15 protein-coding genes and 4 pseudogenes are annotated in these 20,057 nt (G+C 73.0%); 11 read left to right on the top strand and 8 right to left on the bottom strand.

Annotated elements, in window-relative coordinates; genetic code table 11:
• Positions 1 to 186: 186 nt before the first annotated feature.
• Both ABZ570_RS29230 and ABZ570_RS29235 read right to left on the bottom strand, forming a co-directional pair.
• Positions 187 to 736: pseudogene (locus tag ABZ570_RS29230) on the bottom strand (ATP-binding protein); the annotation flags it as partial.
• 62 nt (positions 737 to 798) lie between these two features.
• On the bottom strand, positions 799 to 1,836 hold the full coding sequence (locus ABZ570_RS29235; protein WP_358070583.1) for a nitroreductase family protein: 1,038 nt from the start codon (positions 1,834 to 1,836) through the stop codon (positions 799 to 801).
• Positions 1,837 to 2,035: 199 nt separating this feature from the next.
• Here ABZ570_RS29235 and ABZ570_RS29240 point away from each other — a divergent pair, with 199 nt between their 5' ends.
• Entirely contained in the window at positions 2,036 to 4,378 is a 2,343-nt protein-coding gene (locus tag ABZ570_RS29240; RefSeq protein ID WP_358070585.1) for a heavy metal translocating P-type ATPase, read from the top strand.
• Between the two features lie 52 nt (positions 4,379 to 4,430).
• On the opposite strand, the gene ABZ570_RS29245 is transcribed toward ABZ570_RS29240, so the two are convergent.
• The 4 genes from ABZ570_RS29245 to ABZ570_RS29260 all read right to left on the bottom strand — a co-directional run bounded on the left by ABZ570_RS29245 (position 4,431) and on the right by ABZ570_RS29260 (position 9,591).
• Positions 4,431 to 5,297 (bottom strand): universal stress protein, encoded by an 867-nt coding sequence (locus ABZ570_RS29245; protein WP_358070587.1) that lies wholly within the window; start codon positions 5,295 to 5,297, stop codon positions 4,431 to 4,433.
• Positions 5,298 to 5,325: 28 nt separating this feature from the next.
• Positions 5,326 to 7,728, bottom strand: coding sequence for a phosphoketolase family protein (locus ABZ570_RS29250; RefSeq protein ID WP_358070589.1), 2,403 nt, complete (start codon positions 7,726 to 7,728; stop codon positions 5,326 to 5,328).
• A gap of 129 nt (positions 7,729 to 7,857) precedes the next feature.
• Complete coding sequence (locus tag ABZ570_RS29255; RefSeq protein WP_358070591.1) at positions 7,858 to 8,685, bottom strand: universal stress protein; 828 nt, start codon at positions 8,683 to 8,685, stop codon at positions 7,858 to 7,860.
• 105 nt (positions 8,686 to 8,790) lie between these two features.
• Positions 8,791 to 9,591: a PP2C family serine/threonine-protein phosphatase gene (locus tag ABZ570_RS29260; RefSeq protein WP_358070593.1), complete on the bottom strand. Its 801-nt coding sequence runs from the start codon at positions 9,589 to 9,591 to the stop codon at positions 8,791 to 8,793.
• A gap of 122 nt (positions 9,592 to 9,713) precedes the next feature.
• On the opposite strand from ABZ570_RS29260, the gene ABZ570_RS29265 reads away from it, so the two are divergent.
• The 7 genes and pseudogenes from ABZ570_RS29265 to ABZ570_RS29295 all read left to right on the top strand — a co-directional run bounded on the left by ABZ570_RS29265 (position 9,714) and on the right by ABZ570_RS29295 (position 15,004).
• Positions 9,714 to 9,950: an HTH domain-containing protein gene (locus ABZ570_RS29265; protein ID WP_358070595.1), complete on the top strand. Its 237-nt coding sequence runs from the start codon at positions 9,714 to 9,716 to the stop codon at positions 9,948 to 9,950.
• A pseudogene (locus ABZ570_RS29270) lies at positions 9,950 to 10,123 on the top strand (Clp protease N-terminal domain-containing protein); the annotation flags it as partial. The gene ABZ570_RS29265 and the pseudogene ABZ570_RS29270, both read left to right, overlap by 1 nt.
• Positions 10,124 to 10,321: 198 nt before the next feature.
• Positions 10,322 to 10,498: pseudogene (locus tag ABZ570_RS29275) on the top strand (Clp protease N-terminal domain-containing protein); the annotation flags it as partial.
• Positions 10,499 to 10,633: 135 nt separating this feature from the next.
• Entirely contained in the window at positions 10,634 to 11,641 is a 1,008-nt protein-coding gene (locus ABZ570_RS29280) for a diacylglycerol kinase family protein (protein ID WP_358070597.1), read from the top strand.
• Positions 11,634 to 12,635, top strand: a complete 1,002-nt coding sequence (locus tag ABZ570_RS29285; protein ID WP_358070599.1) for a YihY/virulence factor BrkB family protein — start codon at positions 11,634 to 11,636, stop codon at positions 12,633 to 12,635. The genes ABZ570_RS29280 and ABZ570_RS29285 overlap by 8 nt, the downstream gene beginning before the upstream one ends.
• Positions 12,636 to 12,706: 71 nt before the next feature.
• Positions 12,707 to 14,197 carry a phosphatase PAP2 family protein gene (locus tag ABZ570_RS29290; protein ID WP_358070601.1) on the top strand — a complete coding sequence of 497 codons (1,491 nt, stop codon included), beginning with the start codon at positions 12,707 to 12,709 and terminating at the stop codon, positions 14,195 to 14,197.
• Between the two features lie 6 nt (positions 14,198 to 14,203).
• Positions 14,204 to 15,004, top strand: coding sequence for an endonuclease/exonuclease/phosphatase family protein (locus ABZ570_RS29295; protein ID WP_358070603.1), 801 nt, complete (start codon positions 14,204 to 14,206; stop codon positions 15,002 to 15,004).
• A gap of 141 nt (positions 15,005 to 15,145) precedes the next feature.
• Here ABZ570_RS29295 and ABZ570_RS29300 read toward each other — a convergent pair whose 3' ends face one another.
• Positions 15,146 to 16,108, bottom strand: a complete 963-nt coding sequence (locus tag ABZ570_RS29300; protein ID WP_358070605.1) for a TIGR03557 family F420-dependent LLM class oxidoreductase — start codon at positions 16,106 to 16,108, stop codon at positions 15,146 to 15,148.
• Between the two features lie 239 nt (positions 16,109 to 16,347).
• On the opposite strand from ABZ570_RS29300, the gene ABZ570_RS29305 reads away from it, so the two are divergent.
• Both ABZ570_RS29305 and ABZ570_RS29310 read left to right on the top strand, forming a co-directional pair.
• On the top strand, positions 16,348 to 17,013 hold the full coding sequence (locus tag ABZ570_RS29305; protein ID WP_358070607.1) for a hypothetical protein: 666 nt from the start codon (positions 16,348 to 16,350) through the stop codon (positions 17,011 to 17,013).
• A gap of 26 nt (positions 17,014 to 17,039) precedes the next feature.
• Positions 17,040 to 17,606, top strand: coding sequence for an NUDIX hydrolase (locus tag ABZ570_RS29310; protein ID WP_358070609.1), 567 nt, complete (start codon positions 17,040 to 17,042; stop codon positions 17,604 to 17,606).
• A gap of 3 nt (positions 17,607 to 17,609) precedes the next feature.
• Here the strand turns inward: ABZ570_RS29310 and ABZ570_RS29315 are convergent.
• Positions 17,610 to 18,383: pseudogene (locus ABZ570_RS29315) on the bottom strand (XRE family transcriptional regulator); the annotation flags it as partial.
• Positions 18,384 to 18,486: 103 nt separating this feature from the next.
• Between ABZ570_RS29315 and ABZ570_RS29320 the strand changes: the two are divergent.
• The gene (locus ABZ570_RS29320) at positions 18,487 to 19,860 is read left to right on the top strand and encodes a cellulase family glycosylhydrolase (RefSeq protein ID WP_358070611.1); all 1,374 of its coding nucleotides are present in this window, start codon (positions 18,487 to 18,489) and stop codon (positions 19,858 to 19,860) included.
• The last annotated feature ends 197 nt before the right edge of the window (positions 19,861 to 20,057 follow it).

Genomic DNA, 20,057 nt, shown 5'->3' on the forward strand with positions numbered 1-20,057 from the left:
GCAGGCGCGCCCCACCGGCTGACCGGCGGCACCCCGGGCCGTCGGCGGCCCGGCGCGCGTCCCGGCACTCCCGCGCGATCTTGCACTTTCGGCCCCTGATTTGCGCCTTATGCACCGTTCCGCGAGACCGAAACTGCAAGATCGCGCGCGGGGGAGGGGTGGGGTGCGGGGGTGGGGGTGGGGGTGGAAGTTGCCGCCGAGGCGTTCGGCCCGCTCGCGTAGGTTCACCAGGCCGCTGCGGGCCGCCTCCGGGTCGCAGCCGACCCCGTCGTCGGTGGCGGTCACCGCCAGCCGGCCGGCGTCGACCCGTACCGTCACCGACACCCGGTCGGCCTGCGCGTGGCGTACCGCGTTGGAGAGCGCCTCCCGCAGCACCGCGATGAGCTCCGGGCGCAGCTCGTCCCGGGACGGCGCTGTCGATCGGACCGACCAGGTCCAGGGCGGGGCGGTAGCCCAGCGCCTCGGCGGCCACCTCGATCGCCTCGCGGATCTCGGTGCGCAGCGCGGCGCTCATCGGCGTACGCAGCTCGAAGATCGTGCGCCGGATGTCGCGGATGGTGGCGTCCAGATCGTCGACGGCGGCGTTGATCCGCTTGGCCACCCTGGGGCCGCACGGTCATCGGCGCGGTGCTCTGCAGATGCAGGCCGGTGGCGAAGAGCCGTTGGATCACTCGTGCAGGTCGTGGCCGATCCGCTCGCGGTCCTCCAGGACCACCAGCAGCTCCCGCTCCTGCCGAGGATTCGGTGCGCTGATCACCGGGCGAGGTATCGCCCGGTGGGGTCCGGCACGAAGGGCCGTTACGACAGTTGGCCCTGTACCGCCGAGGTGTCGACGGTCTGCGCGGCGTCCAGCCGCGGGGTGTGCGCCGGCCCGGCGTGCGTCGGGTCGGCGATGCCCAGCCGCATCGAGATGTACGGGAAGCCCAGCCCGGAGAGGATCTGTCGCAGCGCCTGCCGGGTGCCGTCGACCTCCACCACCCCGCTGAGCGGCACCAGGGACACCCCGAGCCGGGTGGCGGTGAGCCAGGCGGCGGAGAGCGCCTCCCCGGCCCGCAGCCAGCTGTCCGGCTCGTCCTCGGTGTCCCACAGGATCGCGTAGCCGGCCGCCCGGTCGTGGCCGGGGCCGATCGGCAGGGTGCCGGACCGGCCGAAGTCGCGGGCCGGGACGGTGGTCTGCGGGACCGTCTCGGGCAGCACCTCCGGCGGCAGCCCGGCGCCGGTGCCGGCCCGGGTGGTCCAGTACGCGAGCTCCTCGCTCAGCCGCGGGTCCTCCGCCTCGACCGTCGCGGCCTGCTGGGCGGCGCTGGCCAGCTGGATCTTCTGGGTGTCGTCGAGCACTTGGAGGTGCACGCCCTCGCGGGTGGCCGCCCGGTCGATCTCGGCGAGCGCGGCGGCAGGCACCGGCTCGTCGCTGACCGGCCGTCGGTCGGTGTGGCGTACCCGCATGCACTGCACGAGGTGCATGGCCTCCGGGTCCGCCCCGGTGTGCCGCATCCCGGTCAGCCGGGCCACCAGGTCCGGCTGGGCCGGGTCGGGCATCCGCTCGACCACCGGCGTCCAGCCCTCGGCGGCCAGCGCCACCCGGGCGTGGTGCAGGGCGGTGCCGCAGCTGATGGCAAGCAACCGGCCCTCCGGGTCCATGGCGGTGAGCTGGCGTTCCCGGGCCACCCGCAGCTCCAGGGCGTCGGGGAGAACCGTCCAGTGCCACGGCTGGGTGTTGTGCACCGAGGGGGCGTGGCCGGCCATTCCGGCGGCCTCCGCGAGCGCGGTGGTCAGCGGGCGTGCTCCGGCCGGCGTTCCGTGGCTCATCGTCACGACCTTTCCGTCTCTCCCCATCGTGCCCCACCCCGGTGGCCCCCGGGCGAGGTTGCGGCTCCATCCTCTGCCATCGGGCGGCCGGCCGCACGGTACGCAGGCCCCCGCTGCCCGGGCCTTTCGGCCCGTCGGAATACCCGCGCCACCCGAGGCCTTTCGGCCCGTCGGAATACCCGCGTTTGCCCTGTCTCCGCCGCCCGGCCGCTGAGACGATCCGCACGTGGACGCGGAACCGCGCGAGTGCGTATCCGAGCGGCCGGTGCGGCGACGCCGGGTGCAGTGGCGGGAGTGGGGGTCACTGACCCTGCTCACGGCGGCCGGGCTGGCCGGCGCCGGGTTGTGGCTCGCCGGGCTGCGCACCGCGGCCCAACTGGTCTGGGCGGCGGTGACCGTGGCGGCGCTGCTGCCCGCCACCTGGGCGACCCTGCGGCAGTTGTGGCGCCGGCAGTTCGGGGTGGACGTGATCGCCGTGCTGGCGCTGGTCGGCACGCTGCTGGTCCGCGAGTACCTCGCCGGTGCGGTGATCGCGGTGATGGTCGCCACCGGGCAGACGCTGGAGAACTACGCCGAGCGGCGGGCCAGCCGGGACCTGCGGGCGCTGCTGGAACGTGCTCCCCGGCAGGCCCGCCGGCGTGTCCCCGGCGGGGGCATCGAGGTGGTGCCGCTGGACTCGGTGGCGGTGGGGGACCGGCTGGTGGTCGGCCCCGGTGACGTGGTGCCGGTGGATGGGACCGTCGAGGAGCCCGCGACGCTGGACGAGTCGGTGGTCACCGGCGAGTCGCAGCTGGTCAGCCGGGCCGTGGGCGAGCGGGTGGCCAGCGGTGTGGTCAACGCCGGCGCGGGTTTCGGGCTGCGGGCCGACCGGAGCGCGGCGGAGAGCACGTACGCCGGGATCGTCCGGCTCGCCGAGGAGGCCACCGCGCGCAAGGCCCCGATGGTCCGCCTCGCCGACCGGTTCGCGGCCGCGTTCGTGCCGTTCACCCTGCTGGTGGCCGGGGTGGCCTGGGTGCTCTCCGGCCAGTTCCTGCGGGCGGTGGCGGTGCTGGTGGTGGCCACCCCCTGCCCGCTGCTGCTGGCCACCCCGATCGCCATCGTCTCGGGGCTGTCCCGGGTGGCCCGGCGCGGGGTGCTGGTCCGCGACGGCGGATCGCTGGAGCTGCTCGGCCGCGCCCGTACCCTGCTGATGGACAAGACCGGGACGCTCACCGCCGGCCGGCCGCGCGCCGCGGAGACGGTGGTCGCGCCCGGCGGCGACCGGGACGAGGTGCTGCGCCTGGCCGCCTCCGTCGAACAGCTCTCCCCGCACGTGCTGGCCGCCGCCCTGGTCGGGCAGGCCCGCGCGCAGGGGCTGCGCCTGGCCGAGCCGGCGGAGGTGACCGAGGAACCGGGGCGCGGGGTGACCGGCCGGGTGGACGGCCGCCTGGTCCGGGTGGGCCAGCTCGCCGGCGAGCCGCCCGACTGGGCGCAGCGGGTACGCGAGCGCGCCGAGCTAACCGGCCGGTCCACCGTCTGGGTCAGCGACGAGCGGGCCCCGCTCGGCGCGATCCTGCTGGAGGACCCGGTACGCCCCGACGCCCGGCGTACGGTGCGGCGGCTCCGGCAGGCCGGGCTGGACCGCCTGGTGATGGTCACCGGCGACCGGCCGCGTACCGCCGACCAGGTGGCCCGGATCGTCGGCGTGGACGACGTGATCGCCCAGTGCTCGCCGCAGGAGAAGGTCGACCGGGTGAAGGAGGAATCCGGTCGGGCGGTGACGGTGATGGTCGGCGACGGAGTCAACGACGCGCCGGCGCTGGCCGAGGCGCACGTCGGGGTGGCGATGGGTGCCACCGGGGCGACCGCCTCCGCCGACGTGGCCGACGCGGTGCTCACCGTGGACCGGCTGGACCGGCTCGCCGACGCCGTCGAGATCGCCCGCTACGCCCGCCGCATCGCGGTGCAGAGCGCCACGGTCGGGATGGGCCTGGCCGTGGTGGCGATGGTGGCGGCCGCCGCGGGCGGGCTGCCCCCGGTCGCCGGCGCGTTCCTCCAGGAGGGCATCGACGTGCTGGTGATCGTCAACGCGTTGCGCGCCCTGCGGGGCGGCCTGCGGCACCGGGACGTCCCGCCGGAGACCCGGGAACTGCTCGACCGGTACGCCGACGAGCACGGCGGGGTGCGCGACGTGCTGACCAGGCTGCGTGACACCGCCGACCTGGTGGCGACCCGCCCGGACGCGCCGGAGTGCGTGCCGGCGCTGGGGGAGGTGCATCGCCGGCTGGTCGACGAGGTGCTGCCGCACGAGGCGGCCGAGGAGCGGCACCTGTATCCGGCTCTCGCGGGGCCGCTGGGCAGCGACGAGGCGACCTCGACGATGAGCCGGGCGCACGTGGAGATCGGCCGGCTGGTGGACCGGATCGGTGGCCACCTGGCCCAGCACCCGGACGGCCGGCTGCGCCGCGACGAGGTCCCCGACCTGCTCGCCGCTCTGTACGGCCTGGACGCGGTGCTGCGGCTGCACCTGGCGCAGGAAGAGGAGGACTACTTCTCGCTCAACCCCGCCGACGACACCGACAGGCGTTAGGAAGGGCCCCCTGTACAACGGAATCCGTTAACAAGGTGCCCTTCCTTACCGGTCAGCGTTCGCGGACGACCGCGACCGGGCAGTGCGCGTGGTGGATGAGCTGCTGGCTGACCGAGCCGAGCAACATCCCGCGCAGCCCGCCCCGGCCCCGGCTGCCGACCACCACGAGCTGCGCCTCGCGGCTCTCCTCGACCAGCAGCGCGGCCGCGTTGCCCGGGGTCACCCGGACCTCGATCGGCACGTCCGGGAAGGTCTTTCGCCACTGGGCCAGCTCCTGTTCGACCGCCGCCCGTTCGGTGGCGCTGGCCGCCTCCGGGTCGAAGCCGGGTGGTGCCCATCGTTCCCCGGACGGCCCCCAGGCCCGGAGCACCCGCAGCGGGACGTCCCGCTGGGCCGCCCGCTCGACGGCGAAGCCGAGCGCCCGCAGTGCGGGTTCGGAGCCGTCCACGCCGACCACCACCGGCCCGGAGGTGGCCGCCTGCCCCTCGCGTACCACCACCACCGGGCAGTGGGCGTGGGCGGTGACGGAGATCGCGGTGGAGCCGGCGAGCAGGCCGCCGAAGCCGCCGTGCCCTCGGCTGCCGAGCACCAGCATTCCCGCCTCGGCCGAGCGTTCCTGGAGCACCAGGCCGGGCGGGCCGTCGAAGACCTCACCGTGCACGGTGAGGCCGGGCCGGTCGGCTGCGGCGTCCGCCGCCGCCTTCCGGACCAGGTCCTCGACCTGCCGGCGGGCGGTCTCGTCCGGCCAGATCCCGGGTGCCACGCCGGGGCCGACCCAGCCGGCCACCGTCAGCCACTCGAAGACGTACGCCAGCCGGACCGGTCGGCCGGAGCGGCCCGCCTCGTCCAGCGCCCAGTTCAGGGCGACGGTGGCGTCGGCCGAGCCGTCGTAACCGACCAGGATCTCGTCGGAACTCACCGCGTCCTCCTTCCGCCCGCGAGCTCGCTCACCGGCCACTCTGCAGGCCCTGCTCGGTCTCCCGGATCCAGCGCCACTCGGCGACCCTGGGGTCGTCCTCGCCGTGTTCGCGGGTGTAGTCGCGGGCGGCCTGCCGGGCGTCGACCATGTCCTGGCGCAGGTGCGCGGCGCGCGGGGCGAGCCCCGGCACCCGGTCGATGACGTCGACGACCAGGTGGAATCGGTCCAGGTCGTTGAGCATCACCATGTCGAACGGCGTGGTGGTGGTGCCCTCCTCCTTGTAGCCGCGCACGTGCAGGTTGCCGTGGTTGGTCCGGCGGTAGGTGAGCCGGTGGATGAGCCACGGGTAGCCGTGGTAGGCGAAGATGATCGGCTTGTCGCGGGTGAAGATCGTGTCGAACTCGTTGTCGGGCAGGCCGTGCGGGTGTTCCGAGGGCGGCTGCAGGCGCATCAGGTCGACCACGTTGACGACCCGGACCTTCAGCTCGGGCAGGTGCTGACGGAGCAGGTCGGCCGCGGCCAGGGTCTCCAGCGTCGGCACGTCACCGGCGCAGGCGAGCACCACGTCCGGCTCGCTGCCGTCGTCGGTGCTGGCCCAGTCCCAGATGCCCAGGCCGCGCCGGCAGTGCTGGATCGCCTCGTCCATGCTCAGCCAGTTCGGCGCCGGCTGCTTGCCGGCCACCACCACGTTGATGTAGTGCCGGCTGCGCAGGCAGTGGTCCATGGTGGAGAGCAGGGTGTTGGCGTCCGGCGGCAGGTAGACGCGGACCACTTCGGCCTTCTTGTTCACGACGTGGTCGATGAAGCCCGGATCCTGGTGCGAGAAGCCGTTGTGGTCCTGCCGCCAGACGTGGCTGGACAGCAGGTAGTTCAGCGAGGCCACCGGCTCCCGCCAGGGGATGTGTCGGGTCACCTTGAGCCACTTGGCGTGCTGGTTGACCATCGAGTCGACGATGTGGATGAACGCCTCGTAGCTGGTGAAGATGCCGTGCCGGCCGGTCAGCAGATAGCCTTCCAGCCAGCCCTGGCACAGGTGTTCCGACAGCACCTCCATCACCCGGCCGCCGGGGGAGAGGTGGTCGTCGCCGGGGACGGTGTCACCGACGAACGCGCGATCGGTGACCTCGAAGACGGCGCCGAGCCGGTTCGAGGCGACCTCGTCGGGCCCGAAGAGGCGGAAGGTCTGTGGATTGCGGCTGATCACGTCGCGGACCCACGGGCCCAGCACACCGGCCGCTCCGGCGACCGGCTCGCCCGGATGCTGCACGTCGACCCCGTAGTCGCGGAAGTCGGGCAGCTCCAGGTCGCGCAGCAGGCGACCGCCGTTGGCCACCGGGTTGGCGCTCATCCGCCGGTCGCCCCGGGGCGGCAGGGCGGCCAGCTCGGCGACCGGGGCGCCGGTGGCGTCGAACAGCTCCTCCGGCCGGTAGCTGCGCAGCCAGCGCTCCAGCTCGGCCAGGTGCTCGGGGTTGTTCCGCACCTGGTCGATGGGCACCTGGTGGGAGCGGAAGGTGCCCTCGGCCGGCTTGCCGTCGACGTTCTTCGGACCCGTCCAGCCTTTGGGCGTACGCAGGATGACCATGGGCCAGCGGGGGCGTTCGACCGGGCCGCCGGTACGGGCCCGGCGCTGGATCGCGGCGATCTCGTCGACGGCCCGGTCCAGGGTCGCGGCGAGGCTCTGGTGCACCTTCGTGGGGTCGTCGCCCTCGACGACGTACGGCTGGTAGCCGTAGCCGCGCATCAGTTCGAGGAGTTCCTCGGCGGGGATCCGGTCCAGCACCGTGGGGTTGGCGATCTTGTAGCCGTTGAGGTGCAGGATGGGCAGCACGGCGCCGTCCCGGGCCGGGTTGAGGAAGACGTTGGACAGCCAGCTTCCGGCCAGCGGGCCGGTCTCCGCCTCGCCGTCCCCGATCACGCAGGCGACCAGCAGGTCAGGGTTGTCGAAGGCGGCCCCGTACGCGTGGCTGAGCGCGTAGCCCAGCTCGCCGCCCTCGTGGATCGAGCCGGGCACCTCCGCCGCGACGTGGCTGGGGATGCCACCGGGGAAGGAGAACTGGCGGAACAGCCGGGCCATCCCGGACTCGTCCCGGCTCACCGAGTGGTAGAGCTCGCTGTAGGTGCCCTCCAGCCAGGTGTTCGCCACGATCGCCGGCCCGCCGTGCCCAGGCCCGGTCAGGTAGATGACGTTCAGGTCCCGGTTGACGATGACCCGGTTCAGGTGGGCGTAGATCAGGTTGAGGCCGGGGCTGGTGCCCCAGTGCCCCAGCAGCCGCGGCTTGATGTGTTCCGGCCTCAGCGGCTCACGCAGCAGCGGGTTGTCGAGCAGGTAGATCTGCCCGACGGTGAGGTAGTTGGCCGCCCGCCAGTAGGCGTCGAGCCGGCGCAGCTCGTCTTCCGTCAGGGGGCTGTGCAGGTCGAGAGCGGTGTCCATGCTGCAATAGCCTCTCGTGGCTCGGGGACTTCTGCCACCCGAAGGCGGATATCCGCACGGGCACGTCCAGGCTCGCCCGCCGGCCACGAGGCGGGTCAGGGCCGATGGTCCCGGGCCGCCCGGGCGTCATCACCCCGCCGCGCCTTCCGGAGCGAGCCCACGCACGACGATCACCGGTGCCGGTGAGTGGTAGAGCAGCGTCTGGCTGACCGGGCCCAGCATGCCCCGCAGCGGATCCTCGCCCCGCGCCGCGATTATCGCGAGCTGCGCCGAGCGGGACTGTTCGACCAGGAGGTCGCCCGGATCGCCGTGCAGCGTGTGGCACTCGGCGGCCACCGTGGGGTGCTGGGCGGCGTACCGGGCCACCGCCCCGGCGAGCAGGTCGTCGGTCCCGTCGGGGCGGCCGGGCTCGACGACCCGGATCGCGAGCAGCCGGGCTCCACGGTGGTCCGCGCAGTCGAAGGCGTAGCCGAGGGCGGCGTCGGCGGCCTCCGAGCCGTCCACACCGACCAGCACCGGGCCCTGCGGCGCCGGCTCAGCCCGGCCCACCAGCACCGGGCAGCCGGCGCGGGCGGCGACCTGCACGGCCGGGGCGTCGGACGGTACGCAGGTCGGGCAGGTGGCGATCCCGCCGTCGCCGACAGCCACCAGGTACGCCGAATCGGCGGCCCGCAGCAGCGCCTCGACCGGTGCGCCTTCGACGAGGTCCGCCCGCACCGGGACGGTCGGGTCGACCTCCGCGGCCACCCGTTCGGCGCGTTCCAGCAGATCCTCGGCGGCGGCGCGCGGCCCGGACACCGAGGGCTCCTCCAGGAACGCCGCCCAGTTGAAGGCGTGCAGCAGGTGCAGTGGACGGCCGTGGGCGGCGGCCTCCCGGGTGGCGGTGCGGACCACCTGGAGGTCCTCCTCGGATCCGCCGACGCCGACCACCACCGCGTCCTCGGTGGGTGTGGCCATCCCGCCTCACCTCCCGACCGCGCTCTCCTCACCCACCGTAGTCGCGGGCGTGCCCGCCGCGGACCGAGACGGCGGAACCCGCTGCCGGCCTCGACGAGCTGGCGGTCAGCGGGGAGTGGGGACGGTGGGGTGCACGCGGACGACCACGGCGGTGGCGTTGTCGTCGCCGCCCTCGTCGAGGGTGGCGGAGAGCAGCGCGGTGACGGTCTTCGCCGGGTCCCGCCGCGCGGCCAGCAGGTCCCGCAGCCGGTGGTAGCCGAGCTGGTCGCTCACCCCGTCGGTGCAGAGCAGCCAGGTGTCGCCGGTCCGCAGTGGGACGGCCAGTACGTCCGGCTCGGGCTTGTCCGGGTGGCCGACGTAGCGCAGCAGTTGGTAGCGGGCGCGGGCCGCCTCCGGTGCGGTCGCCGGCCACCAGCCGTGCAGGACCCCGAGCCAGGCCATGGTGTGGTCGACGGTCATCAGTTCCAGCAGCCCGTCGCGCAGCCGGTACGCCCGCGAGTCGCCGAGCTGGACCAGCCAGCCCTGCCCGCCGTCCGGCTCGGCGACCAGGGCGGTCAATGTGCAGCCGGTCAGCCCGGCCAGTCCCGCCCCGGCCTGGCGTACCCGCAGCTGGGTCGCGGCGGTGGCGGCGTGCAGCCCGCGGGCGTCGATGGCCGGCCAGGCGGCGCGGATTCCCGCCACGAACGTGCTCATCGCGGTGGCGCCGGCGACCCGGCTGCCCTCCCCGTCGCCCATGCCGTCGGCGACCGCGGCGAGGGGCAGCTCCCGGTCGACGTGCAGCACGTCGAAGTTCTCCGGGTAGTGGTGCCCGACCACGCTGCCGCCCGCGATCTCCAGGGTGAGCCGCCCGACGACCAGCCGGTGGGCGGCGTCGACGGGTCGGTCCAGCGAGCGGCGGCGGAACACCAGCGGACGGTAACACCGGCCGGGGTCCGCACCCGGCCGGTCGCCGTCGTGTCGGGAGCTGGGCCGCCGGATTCTGTCAACTGGGGTTGACAGAATCCGGTCCGTCAACCTACGTTGACAGCATGAGTCAGGCGACGGAACTCGCGGCGGCCGCCGGCAGCACCGACCCGAAGATCGGGCTCCGGGCGGTCCTCGCGCTGCGTCGGCTGCTCGAGCGGCTGGAGGTCGTGCAGGTGGACAACGCCCGACGGCAGGGCTGGTCCTGGCAGGAGATCGCCGACGCGCTCGAGGTCAGCCGGCAGGCGGTCCACAAGAAGCACGCCGGGCGACCGGCAATCCGTAGCAGCTGGGAGGCGTGATGTTCGAACGGTTCACCGACCGCGCCCGAACGGTGGTGCGCCACGCGGTCGACGAGGCCCGCACCGAGGGGCGACGTCCGGTCGGCACCGAGCACCTGCTGCTCGGCGTGCTCGCCGACGACGACAACCTGGCGGTCCGGGTGCTGGCGGAGCGCGGCATCCGGGCCGAGGCGCTGCGCGCCGCGATGGCCCGACACCTCGCCTCCGGCGTGGACGGCCTCGGCGAGGCGGACGCCGCGGCGCTGCGTGAGATCGGCATCGACCTCGCGGCGATCGTCGCGCGGATCGAGCAGTCCTTCGGCCCCGACGCGCTGCGCGAGGCGGCACCCGTCCCGCGCCGCCGCTGGGGCCGCCGCCACGACGACGGCCGCTTCTCGCCCCGGGCCAAGAAGGTGCTGGAACTCGCGCTGCGCGAGGCGCTCCGGCTGCGCCACCGCCACATCGGCACCGAGCACATCCTGCTCGGCCTGCTCCGGGAGGGGAACGGCCTGGGCGCGCTGGTGCTCACCGAGGCCGGCGCCGACCTGGACGACCTGCGCCAGCGGGTGGAGGCGGCGCTGCGCACCGCGGCCGGGCGCCCGGCCGCCTGACGCTGGCACCCGGCGTTCAAACCTGTTTGCGGTCCATGCGACATCGGCCGCCGTCGAGTCGCTGACCCCGCGCGCCTGCTGCACACTGGCGCCGTGGACGGTGGAGACGACAAGCGTCCGGCGACTGTGGGCCACCCGGCGCCGCGCGCCGCGGTGGTGGTCAACCCGGTGAAGGTGACCGACCTCGACGGGTTCCGCCGGACGGTGAACGACGCGCTCGCCACGGCCGGCTGGCCGGAGCCGGCCTGGTACGAGACGACGATCGAGGACCCGGGCCACGGCCAGACCCGCGCGGCGGTGCGGGCCGGCGCCGAGATCGTCCTCGCCTGCGGCGGCGACGGCACGGTGCGCGCCTGCGTCACCGCGCTCGCCGGCACCGACGTGGCGCTCGCCGTGCTGCCCCAGGGCACCGGCAACCTGCTCGCCGCCAACCTCGGCCTCTCCAACGACCTGGCCGCCGGGCTGGAGGTCGCCGTCGAGCGCGGGCTGCGGCGACTCGACGTCGGCGTCGTCGCCGACCAGTGCTTCGCCGTCATGGCCGGGATGGGCTTCGACGCGCAGCTGCTCGACGCCACCTCCGAGCGGACCAAGAGACACCTCGGCTGGCCGGCGTACCTGATGGGGGCCGTGCGGCACCTGCGGGACCGGCCGATGCGGGTCAGCATCCGGATCGACGACCGGCCACCGCTGCGCCGGCGGGCCCGCTCGGTCCTGGTCGCCAACGTCGGCCGGCTCCAGGGCGGCGTACGCCTGCTCGCCGACGCGGAGCCGGACGACGGCTGGCTCGACGTCGCGGTGCTCACCCCGCGTACGCTCCGCCACTGGCTGGCGATGGCGTGGGCACTGCTGCGCCGGCGCGGCACGGTGCCCCGGATGGAGCTGCTCCGGGCCCGCAAGGTCGAGATCACCAGCAACCGGGCACAGCCCCGGGAACTCGACGGGGACCTGATCGAGCCGGGCCGGTCGCTGACCGCCGAGATCCGGCCCGGGGCGTTGTGGCTGTGCGTACCGCGGCCGGAACGCCACCCCGACCTCTCGGTGGACGCCGGCGCGGCGGCCGAGCGCGGCGAGCGCCTGGTCGAGGAGGCCCGCCGTGAGTAGCACCCGACTGGTCCCCGAGACCCGGCTGATGTCGGCCGAGGAGCTGTCCGCCGACGACGCCTGGCGCACCCTCCGCCGTCACGGCGGCTGGTGCCTGCTGCGGGACGCGTTCATCCGGTTCCGCTACGGCGACGGCTTCAGCCACTCCCGGGCGTTGGCGTTGCAGCTCTGCCTGGCCGTGGTGCCGTTCCTGATCGCGCTCACCGGCCTGATCACCGACCTCGGCGTCGACGAGGGCGGCAAGGTGGTCGCCGACACGGTGCTCGCGCTCACCCCCGGTCAGAGCGAGTCCGTCGTGCAGCAGCTGCTCGCCGACGGGAAGCACACCGAACGTGCCGGCGAGCTGGCGCTGATTCTCGGCCTGCTGGCCGGCCTCGTCGCGCTCACCGCCACCATGGCCCAGATCGAGCGGGGCGCGAACCGCATCTACGGCGTCGAGCGGGACCGGCCGGCCCTGGCCAAGTACGTCCGCGCCGCCGTCCTCGCGGTGGCCGCCGGCCTACCCGCGCTGGCCGGGTTCCTGATCCTGGTCGGCGGGCGGGCGACGGGCGACTCGGTGCAACGGCACTACGCCTGGGGCGGCTTCGCCAACGCCGCCTGGGACGTGGTCCGCTGGCCGCTCAGCTTCGGCCTCACGGTGCTGGCCGTGGCGGTGCTGTTCCGGCACGCGCCCCGGCGTCGGCAGCCCGGGCTGTCCTGGTTGTTCTTCGGTGCCGGGATCGCCACTGTTCTCTGGTGGCTGGCGAGCCTGCTGCTCGCCGCGTACGTCAAGTACAGCGGCGCCTTCGGGCAGACGTACGGCGTGCTGACCGGCATGATGGCCCTGCTGCTCTGGGCCAACCTGACCGGGATGGCGCTCTTCGGCGGGCTGGCCTTCGCCGCCCAGCTGGAGGCGATGCGGATCGGTGTGGACGAGCCCGCCCAGCCCGACCTCTGGGAGCCGGAGACCGAGCGCGCGGAAATCCTCGACACGGGCGAGATGACCGCCCTCTGACGCCCGTCAACGTGTACGCGAACCGCGAACGGGGTACAGCGCGCCTCGCGGCTGACAACGGGAGGTGCGGGGTGACGGCGGTCAAGGAAGCGCTGCGGCGGCCGCTCGGCCAGTTCGCCGGGCGCAGCGTCGCGGGGCTGGTCGCCGTCGCCGGCGCGGGTGCCGGCTTCGGCGTGCTGCTGATGCTCGTCCGGCTCCACTGGGGGCCGCTCTACCACGCCGACCGCGAGGCGGCGGAGTGGTTCAACGCGCTGGTGGCCCCGCACCACCCGCTGGTCACCGTGCTCCGGGCGATCACCGACCTGGGCGGCCGGCCGGTGCTGATCTGGCTGGTCACCATCGCGGTGGTGGGTCTGCTCATCCGCCGTCAGCCCCGGCTGGCGGTCTACCTGATCGTCACCGGGGTCGGTGGGCTGATCCTCGACCCGTCGTTGAAGGCACTGGTCGGCCGGCTCCGTCCGGTGGTCGACGTGCCGATCACCCACGCGCCCGGCAACAGCTTCCCGAGCGGGCACGCGCTCGGCTCGTTCGTCGCGTACGGGGCGCTGCTGCTGGTCTTCCTGCCGGCCATGGCACCCCGCTGGCGGCGGCCGGCCATCGCCGTGTTCGGCGTGCTGGTGTTCCTGATCGGGCTGACCCGGATCGCCCTGGGCGTGCACTTCGTCTCCGACGTGTTCGGCGGGTGGCTGCTCGGCGTGGCCTGGCTCGGCGTCACCGCGTACGCCTTCCAGCTGTGGCGGCGCGAGCGCGGCCGGCCGGTGCCGCCGATCAGCGAGGGCCTGGAGCCGGAGGCGGGGGAGAAGATCAGCCCCGCGCCGGACGAGGAGCGGGTGCTGGAGCATCCCCGCTCGGCGGTCGCCGAGCTGCTGGTGGGGTGGGTGCTCGTCTTCGGCGCCCTCTACGCCTTCGGCATGTACGTCAGCTACCACGCCGAGGGCACGTTCCTCGACACCCTCGACACCGCGGTGCCGCAGTGGTTCGCGGCCCGGCGTACCGACTCGCTGAACAACCTGAGCTGGTGGTGGAGCAAGTTCGGCGACACCCACGCCATCCTGCTGGTCTCGCTGGTGTTCTGCCCGCTGGTGCTGGCCGTGTGGAAACGCTGGCGGCCGGTGCTCTTCGTGGCGCTGGCGATGTTCGGCGAGCTGAGCCTGTTTCTCGTCTCCGCCCGGGTGGTCGACCGCCCGCGCCCGCCGGTGGCGAACCTGGACGGCCCCCTGCCGACCTCGGCCTTCCCGTCCGGGCACATCGCGGCCACCATCTGCCTGTGGAGCGCCGTGGCGATCATCGTGTTCGCCCGGACCGACCGCTGGTGGCGGTGGATCTTCGTGGCCATGGTCGTGATCATGCCGGTCGGGGTGGCCACCTCCCGGATGTACCGGGGCATGCACCACCCGACCGACTTCATGGGCGCGATCCTGCTCGGCGCACTCTGGATCGGCTTGCTCTGCTGGGTGGTCCGCCCCAACGACGACGTGCGCCAGGGCCACCGGCCGGCCATCGAGTCGGAGCGGGTGCACGAGCTGGACGACGAGCTGGCCAGGGCCGGCCGGGAGGACTGACCGCCGATGCTGCGGGTGATGACCTGGAACATCCTGACCGGCGGACGGGACCGCCCCGGAACCGACCGGTGGGACCGGATCGCCGCGGTCGTCGCCGCGCAGCGCCCCGACGTGCTGGCCCTGCAGGAGCTGCGCGGCCTCGACCGGGACGGGCGGACGGCGGAGCTCGGCGGCCGGCTGGGCATGACGCCCCACCTGGCCCGCTCCTGGTTCGGGCAGCCGGTCGCGGTGCTGGTCCGCGCGCCGCTGCGGGTGCTCCGCTCCGGCCGGGTACGCCGCCCCTTCCACCACGCCACCGCTCTGGTCCAGGTGGCCACCGGGGCAGGCGCGCTCACCGTGTTCAGCACCCACCTGAATCCCTACTCCGGTGGGCGGCGACGGATGGAGGCGGACTGGCTCGCGGTGGCGGTCCGGCGTACCGGGGGCCGGCTGGCGCTGCTCGCCGGGGACCTGAACACGCTCGACCCGGCCGTCGACCACACCGCCCGGCTGGCCGGCCTGCCCGACCTCTACCGACGCCGGCACCTGCGCCGCGACGGCCGTACCGTCGACACCCGCGCGGTGTCCCGCCTGCTCGACGCCGGCCTGGTCGACCTGTGGCGGCACGCCGGGGGCGGTGAGCCGGACGGGCCGACCGTGCCGACCCGGCACGGCGGGGCGGAGTTCGCCGCGATGCGCCTGGACTACCTGCTCGCCACCCCGGAGCTGGCCGACCTGACCCGCGCGGTCCGGGTGGTCCGCGGCGGCGACGCCGACACCGCCTCCGACCACTTCCCCGTCGTCGCCGACCTGGCGCTGTCGGGTTAGAACGCCCAGTTCAGCAGCATGGTGAGCACCACCGAGACGAGGATCGACAGGAGGATCATCAGCAGGCAGCCGAGCCCGCCGCCGACCGGGCGGATCTGCATGTTTCCGATACGCATGGACTCACCTTTTCAGCCGGGCGGGTCACAGCGCGCGGAGTCGGGGCAGCAGTTCCTCCTGCGCCCAGTCCAGGAACGTCGGCTGGCCGTCGCCACCGACCTGGACGAGCGCCACGTGGGTGAACCCGGCGTCGACGAACTTCTTGAACGCCTCGACGTGCCGGTCCACGTCCGGCCCGCAGGAGATGCTGGCCGCCACGTCCTCCTCCCGGACGAACTGGCTGGCCGCGGCGAACGCGTTCGGGTCGGGCAGGTTGGCGTTGACCTTCCAGCCCAGGCCGAACCAGCGGAACTGGTCGTGCACGATCTTGCGGCACTCCGCCTCGTCCGGGCCGTAGCAGATGGCCACCTGGCCGTAGCGGGGGTGCCCCGCGCCACCGGCCTCCTCGTACATCTCGACCAGACGCGGCAGTGGCTCGGTGGCGATCATCCCGTCCGCGTACTCGGCGGCGAGAGTGGCCGACTGCCGGCCGGAGGCGGCGACGGCCATCGGCACCGGGCGCTGCGGCCGGTCCCAGACGTACGCGTCGGGCACGTCGAAGTGGTTGCCGGAGAAGGTCAAGGTCTCGCCGTTGAGCAGCGGCCGGATGATCTGGAGCGCTTCCTCGAACATCTCGTGCCGCTGCTCCACGTGCGGCCAGCCGCCGACCACGTGCTCGTTCAGGTTCTCCCCGGCGCCGAGGCCGAGGGTGAACCGGCCGTCCGAGAGCACGCCGATGGTGCTGGCCTTCTGCGCCACCACCGCCGGGTGGTAGCGGCGGATCGGGCAGGTCACGAAGGACATCAGGCCGATCCGGCTGGTGACGTGCGCGACCGCGCCGAGCACCGACCAGGCGTACGGCGAGTGCCCCTGCGAGTCGAGCCACGGGTAGTAGTGGTCGGACATGACCAGGTGGTCGAATCCGGCCGCCTCGGCGCGTACGGCATGATCGACCAGCTCCTTCGGGCCGGCCTGCTCGCACAGGAGGGTGTAGCCGACGTCGACCATGGGGCATCTCCTTCCGGGCGGATCGTCACCGGATACCCCGCCTCGCGGGCGTCAACCCTGGTGTCCGCTTCCGTTCAGGGCGCTTGGCGGGCAGGGACATCCATGATCTCGTTGTCGGCACGACACCTGGTGATCATGATGTGGCCGCCCGCTTCTCCAGGCGGTCGCGCCAGGCAAGATCTCGCCAGAGTCCGAGGGCGGTGTATTCGGTGAATTCCAACAGAGTGACTCCTCGGGTCGTGAGGGAAGAGGATCTCAGCTGCTTCACGGCCGGCCAGTTCGTGGAGGTCGTGAGGGCCCTCACGGCGATCCTGGCCCTGCCCCAGTCGGCCGCCGCACACGTCGACGCGCTCGTCGTAGCCAGCGGTCAGGGCGAAGAATGGCGCCTCACCCATGCGATCCGGAGCTGGGAGGCAAACGCGGCCCTCCGCTGCCTACTCGTGGCGAACGGGAACCCGGCTGAGGAGACCTACGTCGACATCACGCTCGACTACCTGCGTAGCCTCGGCCTCCGTCGCACCAAGGGCGTACGCCTCCAGGCCGAGCCGGCCCCCAACACGGGCCTGCAAGCCGCCTGGATCCTGGACCAGGTCCAAATTTGCGGCATCACGAGCCTTGCGCTCGCCGTGTCGCCCTACCATTTGCCGCGCGTCTACCTCACGGTCCTCAAGGCATCTTCCAGGACTGGCGTTCGTATTCCCGTTCTTCCGGACCCCGTGCCCGTTTCCCCGGAGACGCCCATCCCGGAAACCGGAGCGACCGCCTACGACCTGATACCAGGGGAAGTGAAACGCATCCTCACCTACATGGACGAGGGATGGGTCGCCACACTTGAGGAACTACAGCAGTACCTACAGTGGCTGTGGAGCCAGCACACAGCCCTCCTCACCAGAGCCTCGGTCTGACTCGGCGGAGGGCCGATACTGGCGGGATGGTGGAGGAACAAGCGACGGAGCTGACCCGGTGGACGATCCACGGCGAGCGCATCGTGGACGACACGCGGCGAGCCCGGCTGAGCATCGCTGACGTGGAGCTGCCGGACGGGGTCCGCTTCGAGCAGTACGTGATCCGGGCGCCCCGCTCGGCCATGGTCGCCGTGCTCGACGACCAGTACCGGCTCCTGCTGCTGCGGCGGCACCGTTTCGTGTTCGATCGCTGGGTCTGGGAGTTGCCCGGCGGCTACGTCGACGGCCAGGAGGAGCCAGAATTCTGTGCTGTACGCGAGGTGGAGGAGGAGACCGGCTGGCGCCCGCACGAAGTCGAACCGCTGCTGTCGTTCCAGCCGTGGGTGGCGACCGCGGACGCGGAGAACCTGCTGTTCCTGGCCCGAGGTGCCGAATACACGGGACCACCTACGGACGTGAACGAGGCCGAGCGGGTGGCGTGGATTTCGCTGGCCGAGGCGCGGGAGATGGTGACGCAGGGCGAGATTGCCGGGGCTGGCACGGTGATCGCGGTGCTGGAGTTGGTCACCCGGCAGCTTCGGGGAGAGTTGTAGGAGTCAGCGGCGGGTGCCGAGGACCGAGTCGACCCGGCCGAGGAAATTCCGGACGGCAGGCCGGCGGCGGTGCGGCCCGAGCCGGGCTTGCAGGTCGCGTACGTAGCGGGCAGCTCGGGCTGAGCGTAGCTGGGCGGTCAGGGCCAACGCTTCGGAACCAATGGCGCAGGCGCGTTCTGGTTCGCCCCGCTCGGCCTGAACACTGGCGAGCAGAGCCAGGTTGAAGGCTTTGCCTCGTACGTAGCGCTCGTCCATCTGCAATGAGCGGGCGGCGAAGCGTTCGGCTTGGACCAGCTTGCCGAGGGCGAGGAAACAATGGCCGAACTTGGCTGACAGGTACGCCTCGTCGAAGTAGCCGAGCCATTGCGGTTCTCTGCTGCGGTCAGCCCGGTCGAGTGTCTGTTCCGCTTGGTGCAGGGCGGAGGCGCACGCCTGCTCGTCCTTGGCTGCCGCGTGAGCGCGGGCCTCCATTACCAGCGCCTCGGCTGCCAGCACGGGAAGAGCCGCGCGGCGTGCGGTCTCCCGCGCGGCTCGGGCCAGGTCGACGCCGCTGGCTAGGTGGCCGAGGTACGTGGCCTGGTGGCTCATAGCGGCGAGAATCTCCGCGCCGAGGCCGTTGTCCTCGGCGGCCCGGGCGAGGTCCAGGGCGAGGGTCAAATAGCGCTGGGCAGCTCCCTGTTCAGCCACGTCGTATGCCTGCCAGCCGGCGAGCTGTGTCATCTCGGCGGCGGCGCTCAGCGGCCGGTTGCCTACCGCGGTCCATCGCCCTACGCTGATGCCTGCGTCCGCCGGGAGTCGGGCGGCGGCTGTCGGGCTCAGCCGCCTTGTCATCACCTCCGCACCCCGATCTGGGCACGGGGAGACCTCCCTGAGGACAGCCATGAAGAAACTGCTCTCCGTCGCGGGCGCCGCCCTGCTGACGGTCCTCGCCGCCGTCTTCGCCTTCGGGCAGCCGGCGCACGCCGCCACCGGCTTCTCCGTCTCGGACGGGCGGCTCTACGACGCCAACGGCAACGAGTTCATCATGCGCGGCGTCAACCACGCGCACACCTGGTACCCGCAGCAGACCAGCTCCTTCGCCAACATCAAGGCGCTCGGCGCGAACAGCGTGCGGGTGGTGCTGGCCAGCGGTGACCGCTGGGCGAAGAACAGCGCGGCCGACGTCGCCAACGTCATCTCGCTGTGCAAGGCCAACAAGCTGATCTGCGTCCTGGAGGTGCACGACACCACCGGGTACGGCGAGCAGAGCGGCGCCATCAGCCTGGACCGCGCGGTCGACTACTGGCTCAGCATCGCCAGTGCCCTGCAGGGCCAGGAGAAGTACGTCATCGTCAACATCGGCAACGAGCCGTACGGCAACCAGGGCTACGGCACCTGGGCCACCGACACCGCCAACGCGGTCCGGCGGCTGCGGGCCGGCGGCCTCACCCACACCGTCATGGTGGACGGCCCGAACTGGGGCCAGGACTGGTCCTTCACGATGCGCGACAACGCCGGCACGGTCTTCAACGCGGACCCGGCCAAGAACACCATCTTCTCGATCCACATGTACGGCGGCTTCGACACCGCCGCCAAGATCAGCGACTACCTGGGCCGGTTCCGCACCGCCAAGCTGCCCATCGTGGTCGGCGAATTCGGGTTCAACCACTCGGACGGCAACCCGGACGAGGACAGCATCATGGCGTACAGCCAGGCCAACGGGATCGGCTACCTGGGCTGGTCGTGGAGCGGCAACGGCGGCGGCGTCGAGTACCTGGACATGGCCACCAACTTCGACCCGAACAGCCTGACCAGTTGGGGCCAGCGGATCTTCAACGGGGCCAACGGCATCAAGTCGACCGCCAGGGAGGCGTCGGTCTACTCCGGCACCCCGCCGAGCAGCCCGCCGCCCTCGACCACGCCGCCCACCACGCCCCCGCCGAGCAGCCCGCCGCCCACCACTCCGCCGGCGAACGGCGGCTGCACGGCGAGCTACACGATCACCAACTCGTGGCCGGGCGGCTTCCAGGCCGAGGTCACGGTGACCGCCGGCGCGTCGGCGATCAACGGCTGGACGGCGAAGTGGACCTTCGCCAACGGCCAGACGGTCACCCAGGTCTGGAACGCCACGATCAGCAACAGCGGATCGGCCTACACCGCCCGCAACGTGGACTACAACGGCCGGCTCGGCGCCGGCGCCAGCACCAGCTTCGGCTTCCTCGGCACCTGGAACGGCACCAACACCGCCCCCGCGGTGACCTGCACCGCGAGCTGACCCAACCGGTGGCCGGGCCCGGGCCCGGCCATGCACCGGGCGCGGCGAGGTGGCGGCATCCCACCGCCCCCGACATCGCCGAATCGCCGATGTGAGGCGGAGGCGAGGTGAGGCGGAGGCGAGGTGGAGTGGGTCAGCCGGCGCTGGCCAGCCGCGCCGCCCGCATCAGCAGGTACTCCTGCTCGGGCCGGCTGGTG

Origin of the sequence: Micromonospora sp. NPDC007271, from assembly GCF_040634005.1 — a bacterium.
Classification (GTDB): Bacteria; Actinomycetota; Actinomycetes; order Mycobacteriales; family Micromonosporaceae; genus Micromonospora.

Bases quoted from the DNA above. Each gene is read 5' to 3' on its own strand.
- ABZ570_RS29295 (WP_358070603.1), top strand. From the start codon at position 14,204: ATGCTGCGGGTGATGACCTGGAACATCCTGACCGGCGGACGGGACCGC.
- ABZ570_RS29320 (WP_358070611.1), top strand. From the start codon at position 18,487: ATGAAGAAACTGCTCTCCGTCGCGGGCGCCGCCCTGCTGACGGTCCTC.
- ABZ570_RS29250 (WP_358070589.1), bottom strand. From the start codon at position 7,728: ATGGACACCGCTCTCGACCTGCACAGCCCCCTGACGGAAGACGAGCTG.
- ABZ570_RS29300 (WP_358070605.1), bottom strand. From the start codon at position 16,108: ATGGTCGACGTCGGCTACACCCTCCTGTGCGAGCAGGCCGGCCCGAAG.
- ABZ570_RS29255 (WP_358070591.1), bottom strand. From the start codon at position 8,685: ATGGCCACACCCACCGAGGACGCGGTGGTGGTCGGCGTCGGCGGATCC.
- ABZ570_RS29235 (WP_358070583.1), bottom strand. From the start codon at position 1,836: ATGGGGAGAGACGGAAAGGTCGTGACGATGAGCCACGGAACGCCGGCC.
- ABZ570_RS29310 (WP_358070609.1), top strand. From the start codon at position 17,040: ATGGTGGAGGAACAAGCGACGGAGCTGACCCGGTGGACGATCCACGGC.
- ABZ570_RS29265 (WP_358070595.1), top strand. From the start codon at position 9,714: ATGAGTCAGGCGACGGAACTCGCGGCGGCCGCCGGCAGCACCGACCCG.